Annotated in this window: 2 protein-coding genes; both read right to left on the bottom strand. The window is 44.5% G+C overall.

Annotated elements, in window-relative coordinates; genetic code table 11:
* Positions 1–110: 110 nt before the first annotated feature.
* Positions 111–713: a chromophore lyase CpcT/CpeT gene (locus PX481_RS23190; protein WP_288096284.1), complete on the bottom strand. Its 603-nt coding sequence runs from the start codon at positions 711–713 to the stop codon at positions 111–113.
* Positions 714–790: 77 nt separating this feature from the next.
* Positions 791–1,816 (bottom strand): cyanophycinase, encoded by a 1,026-nt coding sequence (locus tag PX481_RS23185; protein ID WP_002758322.1) that lies wholly within the window; start codon positions 1,814–1,816, stop codon positions 791–793.
* Positions 1,817–1,987 lie beyond the last annotated feature (171 nt).

Below are 1,987 nucleotides of genomic sequence, written 5' to 3'. Positions count from 1 at the left end.
TTTGCTGTCAATCAAGGACAAGACATCGGTACAGCTTTAGGAATTACCGCTTTAGCGGCTCTTTGCGGTGTCGTCTGCCGTCATTTTGACCTAATGTGATGCAATCTTCCTCACACATCCAATTCTGCCGAAAAATCCCGTTTTTTCTCGTATTGATAGGGACCGAGCAGAGCACCCCAAATTCCCTTACCAGTGCCGGGATCTAGACCTTTATCGTAGGTTTTTAGGCTATGACTCGTCACCTCGAAACCTAAAGCCACCTGATAGGTTGTCCCCTCATAGGTGAATTGACAGCGCTGTTCCGGTTGCGGTTGGGCGATAAACTGGTATTGATTATCAGCGAGAGTATTGACTTTGACCGATAAAGTGCAGGTAGGCAGAAAAGTTAGGTCTTCTAAGCTAATTTTTCGCAGAATATCGGGATTTTTGCCCGCACCTTGCACGGATTTCAGGTCATTAAACATATAATGCCTAACCTCTAACCCTGCCGATTCCGATCGCATTAATCGCCACAGTCGCGGTCGGTAGGGTTGGTCTAAATTGATTATACTGGCCTGTTCGGCAAAAAGTGCGATGCTGTCTTCCCGAAATAAAGGCAACGGACGCAACCATAAACGCAGGTGAACGTACCACACCGGTTCCGCTTGTGCTTGCCGTTGATTTTCAAATTCACCTGCGAGATACCGACCAAAAGTGATTAATTCAGGGGTCATAGCTCAAAAAATTCTCCTTATTGCCTCAAAATTAATCATAACACCCATAGAAATCACTTTTTTGACAAAAATGACCTTCAGGCTAATGGAACCCGCTTAAACCCAGCTATTCCCCCTTTAGTGTACCAATATTCCCAGCGACCGCCAGCAGCACTAGACCAATCCTTGAGGTCAAATTTACCGCTGCCGGAGGGAGTTCCTGCGATGCGATAGACTTTCACCGCTTGACCGTTATTATTCCAGATTAAAGGCCGATCCGGCTCCATCTGTTCGGGTAGAGTCCCGTTAGTTTGCAGAAAATAGGCATCTTGTCCCTTATCGGTGCCGTTGCCATAGACTTTGGCGATACCATGCTCATCGATCGCCAGAAAAGCACCTTCTTCTAAACCGATAGCGTAGGCGGGCAGTTGATTGTGATTATCGTGTACATTGCGGGCTAAAAAACCAAAAAGGCGACCATATCTTGTTTCGGGATGATCTTGATTGAGTCGATCCAAATGGGTATCTGTCACCACTTTTTTGAGAAAAGGAACCCGAATAAAATCACTCCGATAGAAGTCTTTGGTGTTGAAGTGAAAGGGATTATTTAATATTTCCGAACTCAGTACTCCTTCGTGAGTAGGCGCATAGTAAAAATCACCCAGAATAGCCATTCCTGCGCTGGTTCCCGCCACGGGAACTTTTTTCTCATTGATCAGATAATTGATCGCTGTTTCCACCTTTGTGCTTTCCCACAAATCCTCGTACTGATTTTGATCACCACCGGCAAAAAAAAGAATATCGGCATTACGAATATATTCGATAACATCAGGATGATTCGCCGCTTCACGACTATCAATTGATAGTTCCGCCGCTGAGCCGATCAGGGAGCGGTAATTGTCGCAAATCCAATCAGCTTGACCGCCAAGATTGCCAAAGCGCAACACTAAGTAATTACCGCCTTTAGCTCGATTCAATAACCATGTGGTCGCTTGATCTTCTCCTAATTTACCTCCTTCCGCTCCCCCGATTAATAAAATACCCGATCGATGTTTTACCGACTGAAAATTGGCTTGTCCACAACGACAAGAATAACGAAAATCTCGATTATGATTGTCGAACATAGTCTTATACCCTCGCCTCTTAGCTTACTGCTTCTATCCTAGCTTTAACTAGGACAAAATCAGAGTTTTCTACCATAAAAGTTAACAACAAAGCCGATCTATAGCTGAAATCGGTAGCGGCAAAACTCCCTAGTTTACATTCTGTTAAAAATCGTCCTATAATAATCCAAG

The sequence above is a fragment of the Microcystis sp. M53603_WE2 genome (genome assembly GCF_030065435.1).
Note: the sequence above shows the minus strand (reverse complement) of the source record. Positions and strands in the feature narration are given on the sequence as shown.